This is a genomic window from Armatimonadota bacterium, from assembly GCA_031459765.1.
Lineage (GTDB): Bacteria > Sysuimicrobiota > Sysuimicrobiia > Sysuimicrobiales > Kaftiobacteriaceae > Kaftiobacterium > Kaftiobacterium secundum.
This window is the reverse complement of sequence record JAVKHY010000003.1, coordinates 214,835-239,808: the sequence shown is the minus strand read 5'-3', so window position 1 is coordinate 239,808 and position 24,974 is coordinate 214,835. Positions and strand designations below refer to the sequence as shown.

Sequence of the window (24,974 nt, the reverse complement as noted above, 5' to 3'; positions counted from 1 at the left end):
GCCGCGCGGCAGCCGGTCACTGCCCGACCGTCTGCTGGAACCGCCGCAGGACGACGTTGCCGCGCCGGACGGCATTGTCCAGCGCCTGCTTGGCGGTCTGCTGGCCCTGGAAGGCCCGCTCGATCTCCTCGTAGACGATCACGCGGATCTCCGGCATGTTGCCCAGGCGGAAGCCCTTGGAGTTCTTGGTCGGAAGCGTCCGGGTGAGCTGCCGGATCGGCAGCTCGGCCCAGGGCTCGCGCTGGTAATAGCCCGTGGCCCGGGCGTACTGCGCGCCGGTGAAGGAGATGGGCACGTAGCCGGTCTCCATGTGCCACTTCCCGGCCACCTCGGCGGAGCCGAGATAGCGGAAGAACTCGGCCACCCCGCGGTACTCCTCCACCGTGCGCCGCGGCGCGGTCATCACCCAGAAGGCCGCCCCGCCGATGACCGAGTTCTTCGGCGCGCCCTTGACGTCCGGATAGTGGGGGAAGTAGCCGACACCCCAGGCAAACTTCGCCTCGCGCGCCACGCGGCCGTACAGGGCCGAGGAACCGGTGAGCAGGGCGCACTCACCCGAGGGGAACAGCGAGTCGCCGGCGGCGTCGCGTCCCCCGTACTTAAAGGTGCCCTCCTGCTGCATCTCCATCAGGAACTGCAGATGGCGGACGTACAGCGGCGCGTTGATCAGCAGCTCGGCGTCGAATCCCTCGAACCCGTTGGCCCTCGTGGCGAACGGGATGTCGTGCATCGCGCCGAAGTTCTCGAACTGCGTCCAGGTCGGCCAGGCGGTGGAAAACCCGCAGGGCGCGGCGTTGGCCGCCCGGATGCGCTGGGCGGCGGCGCGCAGCTCCGGCCAGGTGGCCGGGGGTTTCTCCGGGTCCAGCCCGGCCTTGCGGAAGGCGTCCTTGTTGTACCAGAGAATCGGGGTGCTGCTGTTGAACGGAAAGGCCACCATCTTGCCGTCCGCGCTGCTGTAGTACCCGCGCACCGCGGGCAGGTAGGTGGCGGGATCGAAGGGGGTCCCGGTCTCCTTCATCAGCTGCCAGACCGGCTTGATCGCCGCGCCGGCCGCCATCATCGTGGCCGTGCCCACCTCGAACATCTGGACGACATGGGGGGCGTTGCCGGCGCGGAACGCGGCGATGGCCGCCACCATCGTTTCCGGATAGGACCCCTTGAAGGTGGCCTTCACCTGATAGCGCGTCTGCGAGGCGTTGAACCCCGCCACCATCCTCTCCAGCGTCTCGCCCAGCGGCCCGCGCATCGCATGCCAGAAGTCGATGTCGATACGGGCCTGGGCCTGGCCCGGCGCGGGCCCGGCGGCCAGCAGCGCGGAAGCGGCCAGGAGCGCCAGAAGCGTGAGGACCGTCGGTCGTGGCATGAGTGTCACTCCCCCGAAACGGAATCGGCTCGCTGAGTGAGCCCTTCGATTTGCGTGCGGTTCCTCCTGTACGGTATCGGCCGGTCCGCTCCGGGGTCAATCGGGCCCCCGGCCGATGGTTACGACGGGCTCAGCCATCCCCGCGCGCGCTCCACGGCCCGACGCCAGAGGCGGTAGCCGGCCTCCCGACGGTCCTCGCTCCAGACCGGCTCGAAGATGCGGTCCACCTGCCAGTTCCTGCGCAGATCGGCGAGGTCGCGCCAGACCCCGACGGCCAGGCCGGCCATGTAGGCGGCGCCGAGGGCCGTCGTCTCACTGACCGTGGGACGAATCACCGGCACGCCCAGGATGTCCGCCTGGAGCTGCATGAGAAAGTTGTTGCGCACGGCGCCGCCGTCCACTTTGAGCACGGTCAGCGGGATCCCGGCGTCGGCGCGCATCGCGTCCAGGACCTCGCGGGTCTGGTAGCAGATCGCCTCCAGCGTGGCCCGCACCAGGTGGCGGCGGTCCGCAAAGCGCGTCAGCCCGACGATGACCCCGCGCGCGTCCATGTCCCAGTAGGGCGCGAACAGCCCGGAGAACGCCGGGACGAAGTAGACGCCCCCGCTGTCCGGCACGGACTGGGCCACGGCTTCCGTCTCCGCGGCGGCGGAGATCAGCCCCAGGTTGTCGCGCAGCCATTGCACCGCGGCCCCGGTGACGGCGATGGACCCCTCCAGGGCGTAGGTGCAGCGGCCCTCCTCCACGCCGTAGGCGCCGGTGGTGAGGAGCCCGCGGGAGGAGGGGACGGGCGTCCCGCCCGTGTTGAGCAGCATGAAGTTCCCCGTCCCGTAGGTGTTCTTGGCGTCGCCCACCTCGAAGCAGACCTGGCCGGCGAGCGCGGCCTGCTGGTCGCCGAGATCGCCGCAGACCGGGACCACACCTCCGAGCGGTCCATCGGCTCGGGTTGTGCCGTAGAAAGCCCGATCACTCGAGGGACGAATCTGAGGCAGACAGTGGACAGGAATGCGCAGGTAGGCCAGGATCTCGGCGTCCCATTCCAGACGGCTCAGATCCATCAGCATCGTGCGGGAGGCGTTGGTGTAGTCGGTGACATGCGCTCCGCCCGAGGGCCCGCCGGTGAGCCGCCAGATGAGCCAGGTGTCGATGGTGCCGAAGAGGACCTCTCCGCGCTCGGCCCGCGCCCGCAACCCCGGCACGTGGTCCAGCAGCCAGGCCAGCTTGGGGCCGGAGAAGTAGGTCGCGCTGCGCAACCCCGTGACCCGGCGGATGTGGTCGTCGAAGCCGTCGTCGATGATGCGCTGGCAGAGCTCCCGCGTGCGCGTGTCCTGCCAGACGATGGCGTTGTGAACGGGCCGGCCGGTGGCGCGCTCCCACACCACCGTGGTCTCGCGCTGGTTGGTGATCCCGATCGCGGCCAGCTGTTCCGCGCCCACCTCCCCCTGGGCCATCGCCTCGCGAATCACGGCCTGGGTCGTCTCCCAGATCTCCATCGGGTTGTGCTCGACCCAGCCGGGCCGCGGGGAGAGCTGGCGGTGCTCGCGGTAGGCGGAGGCGTGCACCCGTCCGTCGCGGGTGAAGATCATGCAGCGGGTCCCGGTGGTTCCCTGGTCCACGGCCGCGACGAAGGTCTGCACGTTGTGAAAACTACGTGGGCGGTGCGCCGGGTCCTGGTGCGAGGGCGAGCGATTCAGTCCACCGGGGCATCCAGATCGACATGGGGTGACCGAGGGGACTCGAACCCCCGACCTCCTGGGCCACAGCCAGGCGCTCTAACCGGGCTGAGCTACGGTCACCACAACCGCAGTTGATTCTAGCACGGCGGTTGTGGCGGGAGAAGGCGCTAGCCGGCGACGCGGAGGACGAGGGCGGCGCCGCAGGCGGCGCAGAAGCGGGCCTCCGGGCGGTTGAAGGTGTGGCAGCGGTCGCACAGGTGACCGGGGGCAACCTGGTGGCCGCAGTGGGGGCAGAAGTGGTCGCGGGGGGCCAGCGCCTGCCCGCAGTGCCGGCAGGCGGCGGCGTCTTCGGGAAGGGCGGCGCCGCACGTGCCGCAGAAGGCGCTGTCGTGGCGGTTCTTGGCACCGCAAGCGGCGCAGACCCGGGCGCGGAGGAGCTTCTGGCCGCAGCTTCCGCAGTACAGGTCCTCGTCCCGGTTCATCCGGCCACAGGTGCGACAGAGCATCCGACGACCTCCCGAAGGTCCTGCGAGGAAGATGCCCGCGGGAGAGTAGGGGCAGACCTGTCCGGGTATAGAGCGGGGTGGAGGTGCTCGGAATGGAGGCGCGGGAGCTCGACGCCGTCTACGCCCGCTACGTGCGTGCCCAGCGCTGGCTGCGCATCACCGTGATCGGGTGGCTGGCCAGCGTGGCGGTACTGGTTGTCGGCTGGGCGGCCAGCATGGTCATGCTGCACACCGGGTTGCGGCTGTTCTCCTCCATCTTCGCTCTGCCGTAGCCCTCCGGGGCGCGCCGGGAAGGAAAACCGGAGTATCTGGAGCCGGTGAGAGGAAAGCCTCCCCGGATCCGGCGAATCAGGTCGCAATGGCGACCTTCATCTGGCCCTCGATGCTGTGGGGGTTGCTCCTCCTTCCGCTGCTGGTCCTGCTCTACCGCCGCCTGCTCCGCCGACCTCCGCCGCACCCCCTCACCTACTCTACGGCCGAACTCCTGCGGCTGGCCGCCGTCCCATCCGCGTGGCGACGCCACCTCGCCGCGGCGCTCTTTCTCCTTGCGCTGTTCGCCGTCATCCTCACCCTGGCGCGCCCCACCCTCCCGCTGCCGGTTCCGGCGGACCGCGCCGCGATCATCCTGGCCCTGGACATCAGCGGCAGCATGCGCTCCCAGGACATCGCCCCCAACCGGCTGGAGGCGGCGAAGCGGGCGGCGGAGGCGTTCCTGGAGGCCACGCCCGACCGCGTCCGGGTGGGCCTGGTGGTCTTCGCCGGATTCTCGTCGTTGCTGTCGCCGCCTACCACCGACCACGGGCGGCTGGCCGAGCTGATCGCCGGCCTGGGCGTGGCCCGCCGTACGGCGATCGGCGAAGGCCTCCTCGAAGCAGTCGCCGCCCTGCCCGGGCGCGCCCGGCCCGGTCCCGACGGCGCGTTGCCGCCGCTGCCGCCCGCCGTCCCGCCGGGGATCGTGGTCTTGATGTCGGACGGCCGCAGCAACACCGGCATCGATCCCCTGGAGGCGGCGCGCCTGGCGGCGCGCCAGCGGGTGACGGTCTACACCGTTGGCATGGGCGCCCGGTCCGCCTCGGACAACTGGTGGTCCAGCGGGTGGACCATCGGCGGCCCCGTGGATGAGGAGACGCTGGAGGCCGTGGCCTCGATCACGGGCGGCACCTATCACCACGCCTCCTCCGCCGACGAGCTGCACGGCATCTACCGCCGGCTGGCCCGGCAGGTCGCGTGGGAACGCAGGCCGACCGAGGTCTCGGCGACCACCGCCGGGGCGGCGGCGCTGCTCCTGATCGGGGCCGGCCTGCTGTCGTGGCTGCTCGTCCCGCTCCGCCCGTAGAGGCGCTACGGACCGCGGAGGAACCGCACCCCGGAAATCAGGAAGTACGCGCTCATCGCCATCACGAAGACCCCGCAGACGCCGAGGATGATCCGGTAGACCGCGGGCGGGATCCGGCCGCGTCCGGACCCCACGACCACGGCCAGGAAGCTGTTCCAGGCCAGGTCCAGCACCGTGTGCCCGGCGTAGAAGACCACGACCAAGGCCAACCAGCCGAAGCGACTGAACAGCACAAAGTAACTGGCCCCGACCGTCAGCCACCACAACAGCCAGTAGGGGTTCCCGACGGTGGTCAGGACGCCGGCCCGGACCACGGCGAGGTGCGCCGCGCCCACCCCGGGCACCGGGGCGGTGGGCGCCGTGGGGTCGGACCGCGCGGTGGACAGGATCCCCCACCCCATCCACCCCAGGACGGCCCCGCCCAGAACGCCGATCAGGCCGACCACGACGGACTGCTTCAGGACCTGCGTCAGTCCCACCGCCAGCACGGCGAGCATGACAATCTCCGCGGCGGCGTGCCCCGCGGTGATGAGCGGGCCGGCGATCGCCCCGCGGCGCGTCCCCTCCGAGATGGCGATCGCCGAGACCGGTCCCGGCATGAGGATGCCGGAGAGGCTGATCAGCCACCAGGTCGCCGCGATCCCCAGCAGCTCAGACATGGGGCAGCACGGTTTCGGCCAGGGCGCGCAGCCCGTCGAGGTCGTCCAGGTCGAGCCACTGCAGCATGATGCGCTGCACGCCGGCGGCGGAGAGCTCGCGCAGCTGCGTCACGATCTCCTCCGGCGTTCCCACCAGAACGCCCCGGCTGCGCAGCTCCTCGCGCGTCCGCCCCCGCCGGTCCAGCTTCTCCCGCACCTGCGCCGTGGAAGTCCCGAAGACGAGCCCCGTCATCAGCGACCGGACGACGCTGTGGGAGGCGCGGTTCCGGCGGGCCAGCAGCGCGTCCAGGCGAGTACTGAGACGGCGGAACGCCTCCGGCGTCTGCATCGTCGCGTTCCACTCCACCGCGTACCGCGCGGCCAGGGGCAGGGTACGGGTCGGCCCGTTCCCCCCCACCAGCACCGGCGGGCCGCCCGGGCGCGGCCGGGGAAGCAGCACCGCATCCCGCAGCTGATAGTGCCGGCCGGTGAACGTGAGCGGGTCCGGGGAGGCGAACAGCGCGGTCACGATGCGCAGCGACTCTTCAAACCGCTGCATCCGCTCCCGCAGCGGGAGCAGGTCGAAGCCGTAGTTGATGTGTTCCCGTTCCTGCCATCCCGCCCCCATGCCCAGCACCAGCCGGCCGCCGGACAGGTCGTCCACCGCCGCGGCCATCCGCGCCGTCATCACCGGATGGCGGAAGGAACAGGGGGTGACCAGCGGGCCGAAGGGAATCCGCCGGGTATGCGTGGCCAGCCAGGTCAGCGACGTCCACAGTTCAAGGGACTCCCGGTCCGGCGGGACGGCATTCGTGAAGTGGTCGGAACGGTACAGCCCGGCGAACCCGAGGGCTTCGACGAGCGGGCCAATCCGCTGCCAGCGCGGCCAGGTCAGGCCGTTTTGGCCCTCGATCATGATCGCGACGTCCACGCCCGCCTACCGGGTGGCGTCGCGCTCTCCCATCGGCTCCTCCGGCCGCTCCGCCGCTCCGCCCTCCGGCGCGGGACCGCGGAGGAGCTGGAGGAAGCGGCGGCCCGCCTCCGTGGTCTCCCGCGGCGCCGTCCGCAGGTTGTCCTTGACGACCTCCAGCGGCCGCGTCGTCGCGCTCTCCGGCCGCGCCATGAGCAGGGCCAGGATCAGGTAGAGCAGCACCCCGATGCCACTGGCGAAGGTCAGAAGGATGAACACCACGCGGAAGATGGCCGGATCGGCGTGGAAGTACTCGGCCAACCCGCCGGCCACCCCGAACAGGATCCGGTTGCGCGCGCTTTTCTGCAATCGTGCCATCGCGTCTCTCCTCCTTCCGCCTTCAACGTATCATGAGACCGGGCGATCGCGCAGGAGGAGGGCGATGCCGATGGCGATGAGCACGACGGCCGGGAAGATGTGCCCGCCGACCCACCTCTGGAGCAGGAACGCCGCACCGATGCCGATCAGGATGATGGCCCCGGTAGGAGACCGTCTCCTCTGCTGCGCGGACTGCGCCGCGATCGGTCCGCCGGGCGGAGTGGTCTCCGCGGGAGCGGCGGCATCCGACGGCACGGGCAACGTCGGCGGAGCAGAGGCCGGCACGGGCGGCCCGGGGGCTTCCCGTCGCACCAGCAGCCAGATCCCCAGGGCGATCAGGATCAGCGGCCACCAGCGGGACCACGCGAGCCACCGGCCGTATCCGAGGCTGCTCAGCAGGAACATCAGCCCCAGCACGAGCAGGATGAGCCCGATGCCCGCAACCGATCGTCGCCGTTCCATGTCGCTCCCCCCGGGGCCCTCTGCCAGCATAGCAGAGGGACGGCCGTCACCACAGGCCCGGCTTCACCACCATGAGGAACACGATGGCGACGACCAGGACGGCGAGCGCCGTGCCGACCAGGCGCGCCCGCCGCTCCGCGGTCCGGTACTCCGGCGAGGCGGGTCCGCCGGCGCTGAGGAGGGCGATCTGGCGGCGCAGGAGCGGCGTGTAGCCGAGCAGTCCCAGCAGGAGGACGACGGCGTACAGGACGAGGGAGGCCAGCAGCCACGGCGTCGTCCAGGAGAGGTCGCCGACGTAGATCATCGCCGCCCCGGTCACGAACAGCAGCGCGTAGCTGGGATTGGCCACCCGGTCGTCGAGCACCTTCACCCCGCGCAGGACGTACTCCAGATGCCGGGGCTCGCGGGCCGCGCGGGCCAGCCACAGCCCGTAGGTGATGTTCGCTCCCACGGCGGCGATCGCCAGGAGCACGTGCAGGAACTTGAGCAGAGTGTAGGCCGTCACCTCCGTCCTCCTACCCCCATCCGGTGCTCCGTCGTTCCCGGATGGCCGCCCACAGCCGGGCGGGCGTCAGCGGGAAGTCGAGATGGCGGATACCCAGCGGCGCCAGGGCGTCCATCACCGCGTTCGCCACCGCGGCCAGGACACCGATCGTGCCGGCCTCGCCGACGCCCTTGGCCCCCAGCGGATTGATCGGCGACGGCGTCTCGCGGAACTCGCTGTGCACGACGGGCGCGTCGGCGGCGCGGAGGAGGGCGTACTCGGTGAAGGAGGCGCTGAGGGGCTGCCCGTCCTCCCCGTACACGAAGACCTCCGTGAAGGCTTCTCCCAATCCCTGGATGACGCCGCCAATCACCTGTCCTTCGGCCAGCAGCGGGTTGACGATCCGGCCGGCGTCGTCCACCGCGGCCACGGTGAGCAGGCGCACCTGGCCCGTTTCGGGGTCGATCTCGACGACGGCGCCGTAGGCGCCGAAGGGGAAGACCGGACGCGGCAGGACGAAGATCCCGGACGCCTGCAGCCCCATCTCCATCCCGGGCGGGAGCCGCCCCGGCTGATACGCCGCCGCGGCGACGTCGGCAAAGGCCACGCTGCGCCGGGGTGCGCCGCGAACGAAGAGGCGCCCGTCCTCCCACTCGATGTCTGCCGGAGCGGCCTCCAGCAGGTGGGCGGCGATGGCGGCGGCCTGCGTCCTGATCTTCTCCAGGACCAGGAGCAGCGCCGATCCGCCCACCGTAATGGAGCGGCTCCCAAACGTGCCCACTCCCCGGGGCACGAGGGCCGAGTCGCCGTGCTCGACGGTGATCAGATCCGGATCGATCCGCAGCACCTCGGCCGCGATCTGACTGAAGGTGGTCTCGTGCCCCTGCCCGTGGGGATTCGAGCCGATGCGCACGACGACGCGTCCGCTCGGCTCGACCGAGGCGGCCGCGCTCTCCCACAACTGGCTCCCGGCCCGCTCCACGTACAGGGCCACCCCCACCCCCTGCAGGCGGCCCGCCTCCCGCGCGCGCCGCTGCTCCGCCCGGGCGCGCTCGTAGTCGATGATCTGACACAGCCGGTCCAGCGCCGCGGTGTAGTCGCCGGAGTCGTAGGTGAAGCCGAGCGGGGTCGTGTAGGGGAAGCGGTCCGCGGGGATGGCGTTGCGCCGCCGCAACTCGACGGGATCGATCCCCGTCTGCCGGGCGGCGAGATCGACCATGCGCTCGACCAGATAGGCGGCCTCGGGCCGGCCCGCCCCGCGGTACGGACCCGTGGGCACCTTGTTGGTGGCGACCCCGACCACCTCCACCGAGGCGTGGGGAATGGCGTAGGCGCCGACGAGCAGCATGCCCGTGGTCAGGGATGGCACCGGCGTGGCCGGGAAGAGGTACGCCCCCAGATCGGCGACGAGCCTGGCGCGCACGGCAAGGATGCGCCCTTCCCCGTCCAGCGCCATCTCCATCTCGGCATCGAGGCCGCGTCCCTGGTAGGAGCCCAGCAGATTGTCGCGACGGCTCTCGATCCAGCGCAGAGGGCGGCCCAGGCGGATGGCCAGGGCGGCGAGCACGGCGATCTCCACCGGCAGCGACCCCTTGCTCCCGAAGGCGCCGCCGACGTCGGGCACGATCACCCGGATGCGGTCCTCCGGCCGGCCGAGCGCCCGGCTGAGCTGGTGGCGCGGGCGGTGCGGATCCTGCATCGAACACCAGACGGTCAGCAGGTCGGCGCCCGGATCGTAGGCGGCCACGGCGCCGCGGGCCTCGATCGGGGCGGCGGCCACCCGCGGGATGCGGAACGTCTGGCGCACGACCGTCGCGGCGGCGGCGAAGGCCCGATCCGGATCGCCGCCGGTCCGCGACCACCGGAGGAGGACGTTGTCGGGGACAGCATCGTGCACCGGCGGCGCTCCTTCCAGCGCCCGTTGGGGATCGGTGACCACGGGCAGCGGCGCATACTCGACGTCGACGGCTTCCAGCGCGTCTTCCGCCGCCGCCGGGGTGTCGGCGACCACAGCCGCCACCGGTTCCCCGACGTACCGCACGCGTCCTGAGGCCAGCGGCGGATGCGGCACGGGGGCGACGGTGGCGCCCTCGACGACGTTGGGAGGAACGGGACGGAGGCGATCGGCCAGATCCCCCGCGGTGAACACGCCGAGGACGCCGGGCAGGGTCAGGGCGCGGGCGGTGGCGATCGGTCCCAGGACGGCATGGCCGTGCGGACTGCGCACGAAGGCCACGTGCGCCATGCGGGGCAGGGCAATGTCCGCCACGTAGGTGGCCTCGCCCCGCAGGTAGCGGCCATCCTCGCGGCGGCGCACGGGCCGGCCGATCCAGCCCGAGCCGGACACGCTCACGACGTCCGTGGCCCCGTCCGCGGCGCGCGAAGCTGCTCACCGATCCAGTCCGCGGCCAGGGGACGGTACTTGTAGGGGATGTTGTTGCAGACGTGGTTGCCCTCCGGGTACATCACCAGCTCCGCGTCGGGGGCCTCGGCCGCGGTCCGTTCCGCCTGGACCGGGGGGATGAGGCGATCCTGTCGGCCGGCGATCACCAGCAGGGGGCTCCGCAGGTGCGGGAGCACCGGCGCGAGGTCGAGGTCGGACGCCCGCACCCGCGCCTCCTCCGCGCGTTGTGCGCCGCAGTGATGCCGGAACGCCTCCCGGGTCAGCTCCGGCAGCGACGGCCAGCACTCCCCGAAGTTGTACGGCCCGCTGATCGCCACCGCGGCCGCGATCCGCGGTTCGAAGGCGGCGGCCCGGATCGCATAGTAGCCTCCCAGGCTCACCCCGACGGCGCCGACTCTGCGGAGGTCGATGTCGTCCCGTCCGGCCAGCGCATCGAGGACGGCCGTCACGGCCACCTCGTAGTCCGGTCGGATCGTCGTCGTATATCCCGTCTCGCCCTGCCCCGGGCCGTCGAGGGACAGCGTGGCCATCCCGCGGGCCAGAAAGACCTGTTCCCAATGGAAGAACTCCTCTTTGGTGGAGTCCAATCCGGGCAGGAGCAGCACGAGCGGCGGCCGCCCGCCGCCCGCCGGCCGGCGCAGGTTGGCCACCATCCGCGCCCCTTCCAGGGACGCCTCGATCCGCTGCGCGGACGGGTCGAGGAGGCGATGCGCGGCATACAGGCTGGCCACGGCCTCCTCCGCCGCGGCGCGGTGCCGGTCCAGGTCCACAAACCAGAGGAAGTTGGCAAAGTGGAAGCACAAGGCGGCGCGGACGTAGGCCTCGCCGGCGGTGATCGGGCGTGCGCGATCTTCCGCCTCGCGCGCCAGCGCCACATGTGTCGCCGCGGTGCGGCACCACGCCTCCAACCACTCCTCCCACTGCTGGAGAAGAGCCGTGGTTCGGACGAAGTCGTTGTAGTCCACACCCTGGGCCACAAAACGCGGCGCCCAGTGCGCGATGGCCGCCTGGATGTTGGCGTCAGCCGTCACCGTGGATCGGGGCGCCACTCGCAGGCCTGTTCCAGGAAGACCGTCTCGTGCGCGCCGCGGGAGAAGTATTCCAGGAAGGTCAAAGGGCTGTCCGCGTCGGCGTACACTTTGTGCATGTCCCCCGCGGCGATCCACACCACGGTCCCGGCCCGCAGCGGATGGTCCTGCCCGTTGATCACGATGCGCCCCCGCCCCTCCAGGACAAAGAAGAAGTGATCGATCTCCCGATGGAAGTGCAGCGGCGAGGTCCCGCCCGGGGCGTAGGAGACGATGTCGACCAGGAGCGGCGAGCCGGTGTTGATCGCATTCAGCAGGATCTTCTTCCGCCGGCCGTCATGCTGCGAGGCGAGCTCGGTGACCTCCTCGACGTGGAACACCTTGGAGCCGGGACCGCGACCGATGACCCCCACGTCGCTCTCGTGGAGCCGGTGGTGCGGGACACTCATTGCTCCTTCCCTCCCTCACTCCAGGAGTCAAGCGCTCCCCTCTGAGCCGGGTTGTTCTGCGGCCAGGGGCTGGACCATCCGGATCGCACCGGCCGCCCGCCGGCGCTGCGAAATGACCACGACGCCGAAGAGCATCAGCGCTGCCGTCCAGGCCAGCGGGGTGGGCAGGAACGCCAGCAGCGTGGCCGCGGCCAGGGCCAGCCACTCGACCAGCGTGGTCCGGATGATGAGCTGCGCTGTGCTCACCGCGGAGAAGATCAGCGTCCCCAGGGTGGCCGCCACGACCGCCGCCGCGTTCTGCGCCGGCGTGCCGTTGAGGAGCAGGTGCGTGTAGGCGAAAAGGACCGGCATGACGTAGATGATCTTGGCGAACCGAAAGCAGTTCCACCCGGTCTTCATCGGATCGGCGCCGGCAATGGCCGCCGCGGCGAACGGCCCCAACGCCACGGGGGGCGTGATGTTCGAATCGAGGGCCAGCCAGAAGACAATCATGTGCCCCACGAGCAGCGGCACCCCCAGCTCCCGCAGCACCGGCACCGCAATCACGGCCACAATCAGATAGGTCGCGGTAATGGGCAGGGCCAGCCCCAGGACCAGCGTCGAGACGGCGATCAGCAACAGGGTCAGCCACAGCTTCCCTCCGGCCAGGGCGACCACGATGTACGAGAAGCGGATCCCGATCCCGGTCAGGGCCAGGACGCCGATGAGTACGCCCACCGCGCCGGTGAGCGCGGCCACGAACAGCGACGACCTGGCGCCATCGACGAGCGCCTGCCAGACGGCCCGGGGGCCCATGCGCGTCTGGGGGCGGACCCAGCTCACCGCCACCGCGCTGAGGATCGCGTAGACCGCCGAGCGCTCAGGAGAGAATCCCCGCAGCAGGAGGCCGACCAGGACGACGATGGGCAGGAAGAGGTACCAGCCTTCCTGCAGGGTCGCTCTGGCCCGCGGCACCTCGTGCGCATGCAGGCCGCGCAGTCCGAGCTTGCGGGATTCCAGGTAAACCATCGTCCCCACGGAGACGAAGAAGAGGATGCCCGGGATGGCCGCGATCTTCACGATCTGCGCGTAGGGGGTGGCCGTCATTTCGGCCATGATGAACGCTCCCGCGCCCATGACCGGCGGAAGGATCATCCCGCCGGTGGAAGCCGCCCCCTCCACCGCGGCGGCGATGTGCGGGGGAAAGCCGGCCCGCTTCATCAGCGGAATGGTAATCGATCCGGTCGTCACGGTGTTGGCCACCGGGCTCCCGTTGATCGTGCTCAGCAGCGCGCTGCTGAGCACGGCCGCCTGCGCCGGACCGCCCGCGATCCGTCCGAAAACGGCCAGCGACAGGTCGATGAAGAACTTGCCCACGCCGGCCCGCTGCAGGAAGGCGCCGAAGACCACGAAGGGGATGATGAAGCTGGCCAGCACCTCGGCCATGATGCCGAAGATTCCATCGGAGGTCAGATAGACGTACTCGATGACCCGGCGCAGCGTGAACCCCCGATGGCCGACGATGGGCGGCAGGTACTGGCCGAAGAGGGCGTAGGCGATGGGGATGATGGCGCACAGCGCCATGGACCAGCCCAGCACTCGCCGGGCGGCCTCGATGGCCACGATGGTCACCACGACGCCCATCCACACGTCCACCGAGGTGTAGGCGCCGGCCCGGTAGGCCATGGCCTCGTGCTCCAGTATCCAGTAGGCCACGCCGACGACGGCGCCCGCCGCCAGGAGGAGATCCACCGCGTGCGGGGCTCTCTCCGGGGCGCGGCGCCATCCCCGGTACAGCAGCAGGGGAGCGACGAAGCTGAAGAGCACCGCGACGCCGCGGTAGTACTGCAGGGAGGCCACCCCGTACCAGGCCAGCCAGAGGTAGTACAGGGAGACACCGCCCAGGAGGAGCTGCGCGGCGACATCCCAGGCCCGCGAGAGCGTGCGGATCACGGCCGGTCTCGGCTACCGGGCCCGAATGGCTTCCGGAATCTCCAGCCCCACGGAACGCCAGTAGGCTTCCGCCCCCCGGTGCAGGGGGATCGCAATCCCCTTCAACGCCTGCCGGGGACGCATATCGGCGGCCGCGGCGTGGACGCGCAGCATGTGCTCGTGGCCCTGCACGCTGTAGGCGGCGGCGAGGATCGTCTGGATGATCGGAGCCGGGACGTCGACATGCGCCAGCCAGAGCAGCGGGATGCCTACCGCCGGGACCGACTCGGTCATGCCGGGATACCCTCCGGCCGGGAAGTCAAACCGCGAATAGTACGGGAACTGGCGCAAAAAACCGGCGGCCGCGGCCGGGGTGTAGGCGTCGAGCATCCGGATCGGCTTCACCATCGCCGCCTCGATCGTGCCCCGGTCGGGATAGGGGCCGGTGAAGAAGAAGGCGTCGACCCGGCCGTCCTGGAGCGCGCTGGCAGCGGCGGCTCCCAGCAGCGGCACCCGCGTGATCCGGTCCCAGATCCCCAGAACCCGGAACACCCGCTCCGCGGTGGCAAAGGTCCCCGATCCCGGCGTGCCCACGGCGACGCGCTTGCCGGCCAGCTCGGCGACACTGCGGATGCCGGAGTCCTGATAGGTCACGATGTGCGACGCGCCGTTGAACACCAATCCCAGCGCCCGGAGGTTGGTGTGCCGCGTCCCCTGGAAGATCTCCAGCCCGTTGTAGGCCTCATAGACGTCGGAGGCAAAGGCCAGCCCCATCTCCGCGCCCTTGGCCTGCAGGCGCCGGACGTTCTCGGTGGATCCCCCTGTGGCCGCCACCGAGAGGTCCACCTCGGGAACGGCGCGGTTGATGTACGTGGCGATGCCGGTGGCGAAAATCCCAAAGACGCCCGCCGGAGGACCACCCAGAATCGTCATCCGCACCTTGGGCGCGGCGGACAGCGTCTGGGGCAACGACACCGCGAGCACCGCCGCCAGCACGACGACGGCGGCCGCATACCGCCTCCATAACCGACCCATCGCTCCACCTCCCGTCATGGCTCCCCCTGCGGCACTACACGCCGGGCTGGCCTCACGGCACGCTGCACCGATCAGCCGCGGACCCGCGTCCCTTCGTACTGTGCGCTGCTCACCACCGCCTCCACCGTGCCTGCGCGGTTCAGGTGCGACTGCGTCTCCCGGGTCGCCGGCAGGGGGCCGACCGCCGTGTAGTAGCGGGTGCCGGCCACGAGCAGTTGCTCGGCCGGGAAGCGCGTGATCACCTCGCACCCGCTCTTGGTCACCACCAGCTGCTCCTCGATGCGCGCCGCCGACCAGCCGTCCGCCGCCGGCCAGAAGGTCTCCAGGGCGAAGACCATGCCCTCTTCGATCACCTCAGGGTGATCGAAGGACACTAGACGGCTGAAGATCGGCTTCTCCCAGATGGACAGCCCCACGCCGTGGCCGTACTGGAGGGCGAACGCCGCCTCCTCATCGGCGAACCCGAACTCCGTGGCCTTGGGCCAGACCTTCACCACATCGGCCGTGGTCACCCCGGGCTTGATCAGACTGATCGCCTCGTCGAGGTAGTCGCGGCAGCGGGCGTAGGCGTCGACCATGGCCCGGGAGGCGCTGCCGACGACGAAGGTCCGGTAGTAGCAGGTGCGGTAGCCCATGAAGGAGTGCAGGATGTCGAAGTACACCGGGTCGCCCGGGCGCAGCACCCGGTCGGTGTAGACGTGCGGGTGGGGGTTGCAGCGCTCTCCGGAGATGGCATTCACGCCTTCCACATGCTCGCTGCCGAGATCGTAGAGGACTTTGTTCACCAGCCCCACGCACTCGTTCTCCCGCATCCCCGGCCGCATCGTCCGGTACAGTTCCTCGTACGCCGCGTCGACCATCATGCAGGCCGTGGTCAGCAGCGTGATCTCGTCCTGGGTCTTGATCTTCCTCGCCTCCTGCATCAGACGCTGACCGTCCACGACCCGGATCCCCTCCGCCCGCAGCGCCTCCAGCACCGGGATCTCGACCACGTCCACCCCCAGCGGAGCGTCCCGCAACCCGCGCTGCTCCAGCTCGACGCGGATCTTGCGCGCCACGTCCGCCGCCTGCTCCGGGTAGGCGCCGCGCAGCGTGGAGATCCCGGCGCGCGAGCGCTCTCCCAGCCAGGGGTTGTACAGCCGGTGGTGCCGGGCCGCGGAGCCGAAGTCCCACAGGATCGGTTCGTCGCCGCGGGGGAGCAGCGTGAAGCGCACCAGCTTGTCCATGGCCCAGGTCCCGATGTGGGTGGCGGTGATGTAGCGGATGTTGTTCATATCGAAGCACAGCAACGCCCCGAGCTCGGAGGCCTCGAGGAAGCGCTTCACCCGGGCCAGCCGCTCGGTACGGAGGCGCTCGAAGTTCACGCGCTCCTCCCAGTCCACGCCCATCAGTCCGAACGTCTTGGTCCCCATCGGCCGACTCCTCTCCGTCCGTCAGGACACCAGGATCATCATGCGACTCCGCAGAGCTCCCGGGCCGCGGCCGCGACCTGCTCCGGGGTTGGCACCGTGCGGTCCTCCAGCACCGGGGAGAACGGCACCGGGACGTCCATGGCCCCCAGCCGGCGGACGGGGGCGTCCAGGTGGTCGAAGGCTCCCTCCGCGATCAGGGCGGCGATCTCCGCCGTCACGCCGTAGGAGCGGTACCCCTCGTCGATCACGATCGCCCGGCTGGTCTTGCGCACTGAGGCGATGATGGTCGCGGCGTCCAGCGGCACCGTCGTCCGCGGATCGACCACCTCGGCGCTGATGCCCTCCTCCGCCAGCTGTGCGGCCGCCTGGAGGGCGACCTGCACCATGCTGCTGGTGGCGACGAGGGTGATGTCGCGGCCCACGCGCTTGACGTCGGCCGCCCCGAAAGGGATCGTGTACTCCTCCGCCGGGACCGCGTCGCGCACCTGGTACATCATCTTGTCCTCGAAGACGACCACGGGATTCGGATCCCGGATCGCCGTCTTCAGCAGCCCCTTGGCGTCGTAGGGCGTCGAGGGGAGCGCGACCTTGAGGCCCGGGATATGGCTGACCCAGGCATGGAGGCTCTGGCTGTGCTGTGCGGCCGACCGCCGCAGGGCACCCATCGTCGTGCGGATGACGAGGGGCACGGTGAGCTTTCCCCCCGACATGTAGTGCACTTTGGCCGCCTGGTTGGCGATCTGGTCCATGGCCAGCGCGAGGAAGTCGCCGAACATGATGTCCACGACCGGGCGCAGTCCGGTCATCGCCGCGCCCACGGCGATGCCGACAAACCCCGCCTCGGAGATCGGGGTGTCGATCACGCGCTCGCGCCCGAACTCCTCGACCAGCCCGGAGAGCACCTTGAAGGGCGTTCCCGCTTCGGCCACATCTTCGCCCATGACGAAGACGGTCGGGTCGCGGCGCATCTCCTCGGCGAGGGCCTCGCGCACGGCCTGGGCGAAGGTGATCTCCCGGACCGGGGCGGCGACAGCGTCCCTACGCGTAGACATGCCGGGTCACCTCGCTGGGATCCGGGAAGGGCGCGGCGAGGGCGGTCTGCTCCGCCGCCATGACCTCGGCGCGGATCTCCGCCTCAAGCCGCTCGAAGTCGGCGGCGCGGGCCTGACCGGTCTCCAGGAGCCACCCGGCCAGCAGCCGCAGCGGATCGCGGGACGTCCGCCACAGCTCCTCCTCCTCCTTGCTCCGGTAGTATTCCCGGTTCACGTCCCCGACGTGATGGCCGTGGAAGCGGTAGGTGTGACAGAGGAGAAAGGATGGCCCCTCTCCCGCCCGGGCCCGGGCGACGGCCCGCGCCGCGGCGGCGAATACCGCGCGCACATCCTGCCCGTCCACCTCCTCGGTGGGGATGCCGAAGGCTTCGGGCCGCGCCCGCATCGAGCCCGCCGTCGTCTCGCGCACCGGGGTGTACTCGGTGTAGAGGTTGTTCTCACAGACATAGATGACCGGCAGGCGCCACAGCGCGGCGATGTTCATGACCTCGTAGAGGATCCCCTGGCCGAGCGCTCCCTCCCCGAAGAAGCACACCGCGACCTGCCCCGACCCGCGCCGCTGGGCCGAGAAGGCCGCGCCCGTGGCGATGCCGCTGCTGCCGCCGACGATGGCGTTGGCCCCCAGGTTGCCGCGCTCCTGGTCGGCGATGTGCATCGAGCCGCCCTTGCCGCGGCAGTACCCGTCCACGCGCCCCAGCAGTTCGGCGAACATGCGGGCCGGGGAGGCGCCCTTGGCCAGGCAGTGGCCGTGGCCGCGGTGCGTGGAGGTGATATAGTCGTCCTCGCGCAGGGCCTGGCAGACCCCGACCGCCACCGCCTCCTCGCCGATGTAGAGGTGGGCCAACCCCTCCATCTTGCCGCTGCGGTACAAGCTGTTCACGCGCTCCTCGAAGAGGCGGATGCGCAGCATCTGCGCGTAGACCTGCAGCCAGTCCACTAGCGTCCCTCCATCCCGGCCAGATGACGGAGCACGTCGAACAGCACGGCGAAATCCTGTGCCCCCAACCCCATCGCCCGTGCCGCGGTGAGCAGCTCATTTGCCGAGGCTGTGGCGGGCAGCGGGACTGAGAGCTGCCGGCCCAGCTCCAGGGCCAGACCCAGGTCCTTCTGCATCATCCGCACGTCGAACCACGCCTCCTCCGGCATGCGCAGGACGAAGGGCCCGCGGTACTTGAGCATGGGCGAGGCGATCACGCTGTTCAGGAGCACCTCCACCGCCACCTCCCGCCGGATGCCGCTCTTCTCCGCGAGCAGGACGCCCTCGCTGAAGGCCAGCATCTGGACGGCGAGACTGAGGTTGGCGGCGATCTTCATCACGACGGCCTGCCCCTGCTCGCCGACGTAGGTCACCTTCGGTCCAATGGCCTGGAGGATGGGCTTCACGCGGTCGAAGGTTTGGCGGTCTCCGGCGGCCATGATGGAGAGGGTGCCCTCCTCCAGGGTGCTGACGCTGCCGGACACCGGGGCATCGAGCATCTGCGCCCCGCGCTCCCCGACGGCGCGGGCGATGTCCCGGCTGACCTGGGGGGAGACGGTACTCATATCCACGTACACCTTCCCCGGGCCGAGGCCGGCGATGATGCCGGTGGGCCCCTCGGCCACGGCGCGCAGCGCGGCGCTGTCCGTGAGCATCGAGAAGGTCACCTCCGCGCCGGCCGCCACCTCCCGCGGGGTGTCGCCCCAGCGCATGCCCAGGTCCAGCAGCCACTGCGCCTTGTGCTTCGTCCGGTTGTACCCGGTGACGGTATGCCCGGCGGCAAGCAGGCGCCGCACGATCCGCCCGCCCATCACGCCGAGCCCGACGAAGCCGAGATCAGCCACGCCGCGCCCCCTTCCCTCCCCCCGCCGCGTGCCTTCGGCTCCCCCGCCCGGCGGGGGAGCCGGCCAGGATCTCCTCGATGTCGCGCTCCACGCGGGCCAGGTGCTGCCACATCTGCCAGCGCGCGTCGGCGGCGTCGCCGCTCGCGATCGCGGCCAGGATCCCGCGGTGCTGGATGATGGACTGCTGAGGGCTTCCCGGAATGCGGTAGATCGAGGCCAGGGCCTCCTGCAGGACCCCCCGGATGGCGTGCATCAAGTGCACGGCGACCTTGTTGCCCGTGGCCCTGGCCACCGTGAGGTGGAACCGCAGATCCGCGGCGATGTAGCGGTCGGCAGAGGCCAGGCCCGCCTCCATCTCCTCGACGGCCCGGCCCATCGCCTCCAGATCCGCCGCCGTCCTCCTCGCCGCGGCCAGCGCCGCCGCTTCGACCTCGAGGATCTTGCGCACCTCGAACAACTCCCGGAGGCTCGTCTCCTTGAGCGTGAGGAGAAGGTTGAGCGAATCGTTGAAGGGGTTGGTGTATTCGGCGACGACGAAGGCGCCGGTGCCGACGGGCTTGATCAGGCCCTTCGACTCGAGCATGCGCAGGGCCTCACGCACCGAGGAGCGGCCGACCCGGTAGAGACGGGTGAGCTCGCGCTCGGTCGGGAGAGGATCGCCAGGCCGGAGGTGGCGTTCGCCGATGCGGGTCAGCAGGCGCTCCGCGAGCAGTTCGTACACCTTCCGGCGCTCGATCGGCGCTTCCATGATCTGTCTGACAATCAGACACGCTTCGTTTCCCGTGGGGTTCGACGAGAATGCGGCACCCCCTCCTGGCGGAAGGGGGTCAGGCAGGACTCGCCGGGCGCGATCGGAATCCCAAAGGGTGAGCCTTCTATGTCCTTGCGCCTCTCCCTCGTGCACCTCACCCGTCCTCCGACCTCGCCGGCAGCCGCTCCGCCGCTGCTGCTGCTCCTGCACGGCGTCGGCAGCCACGAAGGAGACTTGATGGGGCTGGCGCCCTACCTCGACGATCGCTTCTTCGTCGTCAGCGCCCGCGCACCGGTGACCCTTGCTCCCGGCATGTATGGGTGGTTCGAGGTCCAGCTCGATCCGGACAATCCCGTGATCAACCCCGAGCAGGCGGAGGCCAGCCGGAAGACCCTGATCCGCTTCCTCGGAGAGCTCCCCGACGCCTACGGGACGGATCCGCAACGGGCGTACCTGCTGGGGTTCAGCCAGGGGGCGATCATGAGTCTCAGCGTGCTGCTGACGCGACCGGATCTGGTGGCGGGTGTCGTGGCGATGAGCGGCCGCATCCTCCCGGAGGTCCTGCCGAAGATGGCCCCGCCGGAAGCGCTGCGGGGCATTCCCGTGCTGGTGGTCCACGGCGTGGACGACCCGATCCTGCCCATCCACCACGCCCGGGCCACCCGCGACCGTCTCGCCCGCCTTCCCCTGGACCTCACCTACCGGGAATACCCCATGGGTCACCAGGTCAGCGAGGAGAGCCTGGCCGACGTCGCCGCCTGGTTGCGCCGGAGACTGGACGAACCACCCCCCGCCCGCTGACCCCGCCCCGGGTCCCCCCACCCGCCGCCGTCTACCCGCGCCCCGGTATGGGAATTGCTCTACTGCACGTTCATGGAAGGTTGACAGAAGAAGAGAGCACACCGATGCCCGTCGTTGACGACCGGGAGACCAAGGCGCTGCGCGCATTCCAGGCGGTCCGTGACGACGTCAACGCCCTGGAGCGTCTTGCCGCCCGCGGGGTGCGCAACCTGCTGCTGGCCAGCGGCGACGGCCTGGTCATCGACGCGGTGACGGCCAGCAAGACCCTGGACCTCGACGAGATCGCCGCCTGCGCCGCGTCGACGCTGAAGGTCGTCCAGGAGAAGGCGGCCGGACTGCGCCTGGGCGCGGTGCAGGGCATCGTCGTCGAGTTCGAGACCGGCGAGGGCGTGGTCCTGGATCCGGTCAACGACGACGCGATGGCAATCTACCTCGCCGATGCCCCGGCAGGTCTGGACCAGCTGGGTCGGGAGCTGCCCCACCTGGCCCGCCTCGTCGCCTTCGGGGCGGAGACGACCGCGCCACCCTCGCCCCGCGCGCCGGCCTCCGCCGTGCCTCGTCCGGCGGCCGTCCACCTGGAGGTCCCCGGGGCGTCCGCCCCTCCCCCGGTGCGGGGGCTGCCCCGACGCCTGATCCTGCGGAGGGCGGAACTGGAAACGGTGGGCTTCACCGCTATGGCGCTGGTGGAGCTGTCCTTCGGAGACCGCCGAGTGGTCGGCCGGGCCGTGGGGCGCAATATCCCGGAGCAATACCTCCACCTGGCGGCGGAGGCGACCGTCCGCGCCATCACCGAGTTCCTCCCCACCGGCTACGGGCTGGTCCTGGAGAATATCCAGCCGGTCTCGTCGGCCACCGAGATTGCCGTGTGGGCCAACGTCATCCTGACTTCGCCCACCGACGAGGCGCTGCTCCCCGGAATCGCCCGGCTCGAGGGCGATCCCAGCCTGGCCGCGGCGAAGACCGTCCTGAGCGCCGTCAACCGCCGGCTGGAACCCGTCCTGGCGGACCTCACCCGATAAGCGGGAGGGAGGACGACCGATCCCGTCCTCCCCCGTCACGTCGCTAGGGCGCGATCCAGGTCCGCCGCAGCCCCAGGTACGAGGTGTTCGGCCAGTGCTCGAAACCGCGCACGGTGCGCCGCACCGCCTCGTACTGGGTGGAGTGGTAGATGAAGACCATGGGCACCGTCTCCAGCAGCCGCGCCTGGGCCTGGTCGTAGAGGCGCTTGCGGTCGGCCTCCCGACTGGTCGCGCGTGCCTGTTCCAGGAGGCGGTCGAACTGCGGATCGTTGTAGTTGACCAGGTTTAGCCCGCCCTTGCTGTGGAAGTTCCCGTAGAGGAAGTCGTCCGGATCGGTCTGCCCCGAGGTCCCCAGGATCGTCAGCGTGTAGCGCTTCTGGAAGACGGTGGGCAGGTAGACGCTCCAGTCCGCGGCGGTGATTCGCAGGCGGATCCCGATCTTTGCCAGCTGCGCCTGGATGAGCTCCGCCGGGGTGCGCAGGAAGTCGTAGGTGCTGGTGACATACAGCTCCGCGTCGAAGCCCGACGCCTGCCCGGCCTCGGCGAGCAGACGCCTGGCCCGGTCCAGATCGACCCGGGTGTACGGGCTCCGCGGATAGGCGAAGAAGTTGCCGGGCGGGATCGCCGTCCCCGTGGCCACGATGCCGCCGACCTCGAACAGGGCGGCGTCCACGATCTCCTTCTTGTCGATGGCGTAGGCCAGGGCCTGACGGACCTTGACGTGGGTGAAGGGCGGGACGGTGTTGTTGATGTACAGGCTGCGGAAGTTGGCCGACAGCCCTCCCACCACCTCCACGTTGGGATCGGCGCGCAGCGCCTTGACCTCCGAGGAGGGCACGTATTCGATCCAGTCCACCGCGCCGGCCCGCAGCGCCGTGGCGCGGGCCACCGCGTCGGGCAGGAAGACGAACTCGATCCGGTCCAGGTAGGGCAGGCGCCGGCCGCTGCTGTCCCGCTCCCAGTAGTCGCCGCTGCGGACCAGGACGAGTCGCTGCTGGGGAGTGTAGCCGACAAACCGGAAGGGCCCGGTGCCGGTGGGATTGCGGTTCAGATCCCCGTCCCGCTCCACCACCTCTCTGGGCACAATGACGTTCGTCGAGAAGGCCAGCTTGGCCAGCAGCGGGCTGAAGGGTCGCTTGAGCCTGATCACCACCGTGGAGGGGCCGCTCGCCGTCACCGAGTCCACTTCAGCGAAGTCGCCCGCTCGGGGCGACTTCGTGTTCGGGTCGCGGATCCGGTTGATGGAGTAGACCACGTCATCGGCGGTCAGGGCACGGCCGTTGTGGAACCTGACCCCGGCCCGGAGGCGGAACGTCCAGGTCAGCCCGTCCTCCGAGGTCGTCCAGGACTCGGCCAAAGCCGGCACGTAGCGGCCCTGCGCATTCACCATGACCAGGGTGTCGTAGACGTTCTCCATCATGTTCCGGGTGGCGGTGGCGGTGGTCAGGTGCGGGTCCAGGCCCACAGGATCGGTCTGCATGCCGGCGCGCAGCGTGCCGCCGTAACGCGGGCCCCCGGACTGTGCCGTCGACGGCAGTGCCGCGCCGGCGGCCAGCGCCCCGGCGAGCAGGATGGTGATCACGGTACGCATCAGTGTCTCCTCCTCCTGACGTGATGGACTACGAGCCGACCGTATGGGGATCGAAGGCATCGCGGACGGCATCGCCCAGCAGGTTGAACCCCAGCACCGTCACGGTGATGGCCAGGCCGGGGCCGATCGCCGGCCACGGCGTGAAGGACATCACGGCCCGACCTTCGGCGATCATCTGCCCCCAGGTCGGCGCCGGCGGCTGCGTCCCCAGCCCCAGGAACGACAGCGCCGCCTCGGCCAGGATGGCCAGGGCCAGCCGCAGGGTACTCTCCACGACGACGGGTGCCACCGCGTTCGGCAGCACGTGACGGCCCAGGATCCGCCCGTCGCCGGCACCGATGACGCGCGCCGCCTGCACGTACTCCTCGTGGCGAACGGTCAGGACCCCGGCCCGCGCCACACGCGCCAGGGGCGCGGTGTAGACGATGGCGATGGCCAGCACGACATTCCAGAACCCTCCGCCCAGGAACGCCAGCAGGCCGATGGCCAGCAGGATGGCGGGAAACGCCAGCAGGACATCGGCGACGCGCATCACCAGGGCATCGAGCCATCCGCCCCAGAACCCCGCGACCGCACCGAGCGTCCCGCCGACGACCAGCGCCAGGCCCACGGAGAGCGCCCCGACGGCCAGCGAGATCCGCCCGCCGTAGAGCACCCGCGCCAGCGTGTCGCGGCCGTAGATATCCGTGCCCAGCGGATGCGCCGCCGTCGGCCCCTGGAGCCGGTCCCGCGGCGCCACGGCCACCGGATCGTACCCCGCCAGGTACGGGGCGAAGACGGCGCCGGCGAGCACCACCAGGATCAGCAGCCCGCCGATCCGCGCGCCGGGGTGCCGGGCCAGCCGCGAGCGCAGGCGCGATCGCGGCCGCGGGAGGACCCTACTGGTAGCGGATACGAGGGTCAAGGAATCCATAGCACAGGTCCACGACCAGGTTGACCAGCACGAAGGCCAGGGCGATGGCCAGCACCGCGCCCTGGATCACCGGGTAATCGCGCAGGTTGATCCCCTCCAGCGCATAGCGCCCCACTCCGGGCAGGCTGAAGATCTGCTCGATGATCACCGTGCCGCCGAGCAGCGTCCCGAACTGCAACCCGATCACCGTCACGACGGGGATCAGGGCGTTGCGCAGAGCGTGGTGCAGGACGACCCGGCCCTCGGCCAGTCCTTTGGCCCGGGCCGTCCGGATATAGTGCCGTCCCAGCACCTCCAGCAGGCTGCTGCGCACGATGCGGGCGATGCCGGCGGCCAGGACCATCCCCACGGAGAGCGCGGGCATGATCATATGCTGCAGATTCCGCCCCAGGCTCTCCTGGGGGGTGACGTACGCCGTCGGCGGCAACCAGCCCAGCCGAAGGGCGAAGAACAGAATGAGCAGGATGGCCAACCAGAAGGAGGGGATGGACAATCCGAGCATGACGAATCCCGTGGCCAGGTAGTCCGCCGCCTTTCCCCTGTGCACCGCGGCGAGCACGCCCACCGGCACCCCGATCAGCAGCGCCACGAGCACTCCGCAGGCGGCCAGTTCGATCGTCACAGGAAAGCGGGCCAGCAGTTCGGCTCCTACGGACCGCCCGGTGCGCAGGGACCGCCCCAGATCGCCGCGCACGACGCGCCCGGCGTAGTCGGTGAACTGGACGAGCAGGGGCCGGTCCAGGCCGAACAGCCGGCGCAGTTCCTCCACCCGCTGGGGCGAGATCGTCGCCTCCAGTCCGACCAGCTGCGTGACGACGTCTCCCGGCACCAGCCGGATCAACAGGAACACCGCCAGCAGCACGCCAAAGACCGTGGGGACCGCCAGAAGCATCCGGCGGGTCAGGTACGCGCCCAAGGTGCCCCCCGAAGGGTTTCCGTCGCATTAGACGGGTGGCCCGGGGGCTCCTGCCGCGCAGGACGACGGGCGGCTGTCTGTTCCGGCAGGGGTGCGGGCAGACTGAAAGGATGAGCCG

General features: G+C 70.5%; 25 protein-coding genes and 1 tRNA gene. 4 read left to right on the top strand and 22 right to left on the bottom strand.

What is annotated here, in order from left to right; all coding sequences use genetic code 11:
• Nucleotides 1-16 precede the first annotated feature (16 nt).
• The 4 genes from ugpB to QN141_05875 all read right to left on the bottom strand — a co-directional run bounded on the left by ugpB (nt 17) and on the right by QN141_05875 (nt 3,545).
• Nucleotides 17-1,363, bottom strand: coding sequence for a sn-glycerol-3-phosphate ABC transporter substrate-binding protein UgpB (gene ugpB, locus QN141_05890; protein MDR7558002.1), 1,347 nt, complete (start codon nt 1,361-1,363; stop codon nt 17-19).
• 119 nt (nt 1,364-1,482) lie between these two features.
• Complete coding sequence (gene glpK, locus QN141_05885; GenBank protein MDR7558001.1) at nt 1,483-3,000, bottom strand: glycerol kinase GlpK; 1,518 nt, start codon at nt 2,998-3,000, stop codon at nt 1,483-1,485.
• Between the two features lie 81 nt (nt 3,001-3,081).
• Nucleotides 3,082-3,159, bottom strand: a tRNA-His gene (locus tag QN141_05880).
• A gap of 47 nt (nt 3,160-3,206) precedes the next feature.
• Nucleotides 3,207-3,545: a zinc ribbon domain-containing protein gene (locus tag QN141_05875; protein ID MDR7558000.1), complete on the bottom strand. Its 339-nt coding sequence runs from the start codon at nt 3,543-3,545 to the stop codon at nt 3,207-3,209.
• A gap of 92 nt (nt 3,546-3,637) precedes the next feature.
• Between QN141_05875 and QN141_05870 the strand changes: the two genes are divergently transcribed.
• Nucleotides 3,638-3,817 carry a hypothetical protein gene (locus QN141_05870; GenBank protein ID MDR7557999.1) on the top strand — a complete coding sequence of 60 codons (180 nt, stop codon included), beginning with the start codon at nt 3,638-3,640 and terminating at the stop codon, nt 3,815-3,817.
• Between the two features lie 86 nt (nt 3,818-3,903).
• Nucleotides 3,904-4,881, top strand: coding sequence for a VWA domain-containing protein (locus QN141_05865; GenBank protein ID MDR7557998.1), 978 nt, complete (start codon nt 3,904-3,906; stop codon nt 4,879-4,881).
• 5 nt (nt 4,882-4,886) lie between these two features.
• On the opposite strand, the gene QN141_05860 is transcribed toward QN141_05865, so the two are convergent.
• From QN141_05860 to QN141_05790, 15 genes are all read right to left on the bottom strand, one after another.
• Nucleotides 4,887-5,540, bottom strand: a complete 654-nt coding sequence (locus QN141_05860; protein MDR7557997.1) for a LysE family transporter — start codon at nt 5,538-5,540, stop codon at nt 4,887-4,889.
• Entirely contained in the window at nt 5,533-6,450 is a 918-nt protein-coding gene (locus tag QN141_05855; GenBank protein MDR7557996.1) for a TIGR03560 family F420-dependent LLM class oxidoreductase, read from the bottom strand. The genes QN141_05860 and QN141_05855 overlap by 8 nt, the downstream gene beginning before the upstream one ends.
• Before the next feature lie 6 nt (nt 6,451-6,456).
• Nucleotides 6,457-6,807, bottom strand: coding sequence for a PspC domain-containing protein (locus QN141_05850; protein MDR7557995.1), 351 nt, complete (start codon nt 6,805-6,807; stop codon nt 6,457-6,459).
• 30 nt (nt 6,808-6,837) lie between these two features.
• Nucleotides 6,838-7,269, bottom strand: coding sequence for a DUF5668 domain-containing protein (locus QN141_05845; protein ID MDR7557994.1), 432 nt, complete (start codon nt 7,267-7,269; stop codon nt 6,838-6,840).
• Between the two features lie 46 nt (nt 7,270-7,315).
• Nucleotides 7,316-7,774: a DUF2269 family protein gene (locus QN141_05840; protein ID MDR7557993.1), complete on the bottom strand. Its 459-nt coding sequence runs from the start codon at nt 7,772-7,774 to the stop codon at nt 7,316-7,318.
• Between the two features lie 10 nt (nt 7,775-7,784).
• On the bottom strand, nt 7,785-10,106 hold the full coding sequence (locus QN141_05835; GenBank protein ID MDR7557992.1) for a xanthine dehydrogenase family protein molybdopterin-binding subunit: 2,322 nt from the start codon (nt 10,104-10,106) through the stop codon (nt 7,785-7,787).
• Nucleotides 10,103-11,188, bottom strand: coding sequence for an alpha/beta fold hydrolase (locus tag QN141_05830; protein ID MDR7557991.1), 1,086 nt, complete (start codon nt 11,186-11,188; stop codon nt 10,103-10,105). Before QN141_05830 ends, QN141_05835 begins: the two co-directional genes overlap by 4 nt.
• Entirely contained in the window at nt 11,185-11,634 is a 450-nt protein-coding gene (locus QN141_05825; protein MDR7557990.1) for a cupin domain-containing protein, read from the bottom strand. The genes QN141_05830 and QN141_05825 overlap by 4 nt, the downstream gene beginning before the upstream one ends.
• 27 nt (nt 11,635-11,661) lie before the next feature.
• The gene (locus tag QN141_05820) at nt 11,662-13,566 is read right to left on the bottom strand and encodes a TRAP transporter fused permease subunit (GenBank protein ID MDR7557989.1); all 1,905 of its coding nucleotides are present in this window, start codon (nt 13,564-13,566) and stop codon (nt 11,662-11,664) included.
• A 12-nt stretch (nt 13,567-13,578) separates the two neighbouring features.
• Nucleotides 13,579-14,580, bottom strand: a complete 1,002-nt coding sequence (locus QN141_05815) for a TAXI family TRAP transporter solute-binding subunit (protein MDR7557988.1) — start codon at nt 14,578-14,580, stop codon at nt 13,579-13,581.
• 71 nt (nt 14,581-14,651) lie between these two features.
• Nucleotides 14,652-15,992, bottom strand: coding sequence for a Xaa-Pro peptidase family protein (locus QN141_05810; protein ID MDR7557987.1), 1,341 nt, complete (start codon nt 15,990-15,992; stop codon nt 14,652-14,654).
• Nucleotides 15,993-16,030: 38 nt separating this feature from the next.
• A complete protein-coding gene (locus QN141_05805) occupies nt 16,031-17,044 on the bottom strand; it encodes an alpha-ketoacid dehydrogenase subunit beta (protein ID MDR7557986.1) in 1,014 nt (337 codons plus the stop codon).
• Nucleotides 17,031-17,954: a thiamine pyrophosphate-dependent dehydrogenase E1 component subunit alpha gene (locus QN141_05800; GenBank protein ID MDR7557985.1), complete on the bottom strand. Its 924-nt coding sequence runs from the start codon at nt 17,952-17,954 to the stop codon at nt 17,031-17,033. The genes QN141_05805 and QN141_05800 overlap by 14 nt, the downstream gene beginning before the upstream one ends.
• Nucleotides 17,955-17,980: 26 nt before the next feature.
• On the bottom strand, nt 17,981-18,865 hold the full coding sequence (locus QN141_05795; GenBank protein MDR7557984.1) for an NAD(P)-dependent oxidoreductase: 885 nt from the start codon (nt 18,863-18,865) through the stop codon (nt 17,981-17,983).
• Entirely contained in the window at nt 18,858-19,613 is a 756-nt protein-coding gene (locus tag QN141_05790) for a FadR/GntR family transcriptional regulator (protein MDR7557983.1), read from the bottom strand. The genes QN141_05795 and QN141_05790 overlap by 8 nt, the downstream gene beginning before the upstream one ends.
• Nucleotides 19,614-19,742: 129 nt before the next feature.
• Here QN141_05790 and QN141_05785 point away from each other — a divergent pair, with 129 nt between their 5' ends.
• Both QN141_05785 and QN141_05780 read left to right on the top strand, forming a co-directional pair.
• Nucleotides 19,743-20,417, top strand: coding sequence for an alpha/beta fold hydrolase (locus QN141_05785; GenBank protein MDR7557982.1), 675 nt, complete (start codon nt 19,743-19,745; stop codon nt 20,415-20,417).
• A 104-nt stretch (nt 20,418-20,521) separates the two neighbouring features.
• Entirely contained in the window at nt 20,522-21,436 is a 915-nt protein-coding gene (locus QN141_05780) for a hypothetical protein (GenBank protein ID MDR7557981.1), read from the top strand.
• Between the two features lie 43 nt (nt 21,437-21,479).
• On the opposite strand, the gene QN141_05775 is transcribed toward QN141_05780, so the two are convergent.
• Genes QN141_05775 through QN141_05765 form a run of 3 tightly spaced genes read right to left on the bottom strand, consistent with a single transcriptional unit; the run spans nt 21,480 to nt 24,856 of the window.
• Nucleotides 21,480-23,027 (bottom strand): ABC transporter substrate-binding protein, encoded by a 1,548-nt coding sequence (locus QN141_05775; protein MDR7557980.1) that lies wholly within the window; start codon nt 23,025-23,027, stop codon nt 21,480-21,482.
• Between the two features lie 28 nt (nt 23,028-23,055).
• Nucleotides 23,056-23,931, bottom strand: coding sequence for an ABC transporter permease (locus QN141_05770; GenBank protein MDR7557979.1), 876 nt, complete (start codon nt 23,929-23,931; stop codon nt 23,056-23,058).
• A complete protein-coding gene (locus QN141_05765) occupies nt 23,906-24,856 on the bottom strand; it encodes an ABC transporter permease (protein MDR7557978.1) in 951 nt (316 codons plus the stop codon). The genes QN141_05770 and QN141_05765 overlap by 26 nt, the downstream gene beginning before the upstream one ends.
• Between the last annotated feature and the right edge of the window lie 118 nt (nt 24,857-24,974).